Raw genomic sequence first — 2,492 nt, 5'->3', positions numbered from 1 at the left:
GCCGAATCGTCCTCCTCCAAGCCCCAGCGGGGCGACATGTTTATAGCACGTTGATAAACAAATACTCCAAAGCCCCAGAGGGGCGACATGTGTATCCGAAGGGTGGAACGTAAGAAGAATGAATCAATGAACTCTTCAACAATGCGGAAATGACTTTCTCACTAACTATCACCAAAGGTTATGAAAGGAGAGATAAATTATGATTACTGAACTCACAGCGCGAAATTTCAAGTCATGGGAAGATACCGGTAGGCTACAATTCGCTCCATTGACTGGACTTTTCGGCGCGAATAGCTCCGGCAAAACCAGTATACTACAAGTACTACTAATGCTTGCTTAAGCAAACCGCAGAACGTCCACCGGATTGGAATGAACCACTCTACTTTGGTGATGAAGAGTCGTTGGTCAACTTAGGTAACTTCGATGCTGTTATCCACAAGCACAAACAGGATTTAAGTCTCAAAATTTCTGTGTCGTGGAAGTCTTCTACAGTTGCAGATATTAATAAATATATTAGATCTTATAATTTGAATTTAGAAGCACTGTCTCCTAGTCAACGCTATCAAGATTGATCTGAAGAGATTTCTTTTTCAACCAATATTGTCCGGTCCGCCATGAATAATTTTTATTATGAAACTGATCTATATAGATTGAATGTCGAGCAACCAGATCTATTTCGGTGTTATGGGCTTTGTGGTGGGCAAACTCAAACCGTGGAAATTTCTTCCAGATTTGAAGAGGATTTTGAAAACCTATTCTCTCGAGTCCGCTATCTTGGTCCGCTCCGCGAATATCCTCGACACACTTATACTTGGGAGGGAGACCATCCAGAGGGTGTTGGGCAGTATGGGGAAAAAGCAATTCCTGCAATGCTTTCGGGTCGAGTTCGACTCCTTTCCATTGATGAACAAATCCCGAAAACAGTTAGAACTGATCGATTCCTACCGTCTTCACCCTATCTCTGACACAGGAAAGGATTATGAATTCCTTGTCAAAAAGTACAAAGACGGTACCGAGGTTTGACTCACAGATGTCGGGTTCGGTGTTTCTCAAGTTCTACCAGTGCTAATTCACTGTCATTCTGCCCCTCAAGGCTCAATCCTCATCCTTGAACAACCAGAGGCACATCTGCATCCGAAAGTGCAATCAGAGTTGGCAGATGTTCTGATTGATGTCGTGAAAAATCGGAATGTACAAATTATCCTTGAAAGCCACAGCGAGAATTTGTTGCTGCGCTTGATGCGCCGAATCGCCGAGAAGCAAATTTCGGTGGATAACACCGCGCTTTATTTTTGCCAAATTAACGACAGCACATCCGAAATTGAACGCCTCAACATGGACGAATACGGCAACATCCGAAATTGGCCCCAAGACTTCTTTGGCGATGCTGCAGGCGAGTTAATTAAAAAGACTAGAGCTGAAATGCAACGGCGGAAAGTAATCGAATAATGGCGGTGATTGTAGACACAAATGTCGTAGTGGTCGCCAACGGACGCTCAGAACAAGCCTCCTCTGATTGCGTGGACACCTGTGGAGAGAAACTTGAGGAAATTATGCGTGGCGAGATGAAATTGGTCCTTGATAATAGATGGATAAGGTTGATATCGTGACCATTAACCAAAAAGTGCACTTGAAGGGGATAATACGGAGACCAACAAACGGTATAAATTTGATCAGGTGATCGATGAAATTTTATTGGATTTCGTCAACAGTAAACTGGAACTTTACACGAAATTATCGAAGCCGGAGGTCAATGCAGATCTCAAACGGGAACTCTATCAAGCCTATCGTGAGGGAGCGACACTTTCCTAAATGGGGCACCCCCGCTTTCGGCGGGAAAAATGGGAAAATTTGGTAGTGTGAAGCAGGGGCACAGGGGGCGAGTTTTTACACGCTTCTCCCGATTCTCGGGATCCTCGGCTTTGTCGGGACCCGCTTCCTTGCTTCCACCTGATCTGTAGGTTAGATCGCCCGGTTGCGACTTTTCAAACAAAATGGTTAAAAAACCAAAAACTAATGACATTTATGTGGAATCTTGCTCATAAATCGAAGCGAATATGGCAGTCAACAAACCTGAATCAAAGTTAATATGGCATAGCAAATCTTAATCGAGGTAATATGGCAGGTCAACAGACCTTTCACAGACAACCGCTATAGCTAGCACACATCTGTAAAACCGCTGAAGTATAGTGGCCATCGGGATTCTCGGCACACCCGCGAATTATGAATACCCGTATAGGACATTGAAAATATTTTTTTTACCTGTCAGCGCCCTGCCAAACCACTAAATCGTAGGAGGGTGCAATGTCCATAGTCAGACCGCTTGGCTCGATTCGTGTTATGAGTCGTTTCACAGAATTATCCTGTAAATCCTTCAATCCAGAGAATCCTAATTCAGACAGAACTAGCAACTTGTTAACACTTTACGCGGCGCGTTCATAAGTCCCCCTGATAAGGGGGATTTAGGGGGTTAAAATCAAAAATCCACCCCT

The 2,492-nt window shown here is 44.0% G+C and carries 2 protein-coding genes and 1 pseudogene; all 3 read left to right on the top strand.

Translation table 11 applies throughout. The annotated features are described in order from the left end of the window. Window positions 1-199 precede the first annotated feature (199 nt). Window positions 200-572 (top strand): annotated as a pseudogene (locus J4G02_00380) (AAA family ATPase). Between the two features lie 172 nt (window positions 573-744). After that, the gene (locus J4G02_00375) at window positions 745-1,023 is read left to right on the top strand and encodes a hypothetical protein (protein ID MCE2393051.1); all 279 of its coding nucleotides are present in this window, start codon (window positions 745-747) and stop codon (window positions 1,021-1,023) included. A gap of 39 nt (window positions 1,024-1,062) precedes the next feature. Next, window positions 1,063-1,449 carry a DUF3696 domain-containing protein gene (locus J4G02_00370; GenBank protein ID MCE2393050.1) on the top strand — a complete coding sequence of 129 codons (387 nt, stop codon included), beginning with the start codon at window positions 1,063-1,065 and terminating at the stop codon, window positions 1,447-1,449. Window positions 1,450-2,492: the final 1,043 nt, after the last annotated feature.

This window comes from Candidatus Poribacteria bacterium (assembly GCA_021295755.1).
In the GTDB taxonomy this organism is placed as follows: Bacteria; Poribacteria; WGA-4E; order WGA-4E; family PCPOR2b; genus PCPOR2b.
The sequence above is the reverse complement of the archived record's forward strand: the minus strand, read 5'-3'. Positions and strand labels throughout refer to the sequence as shown.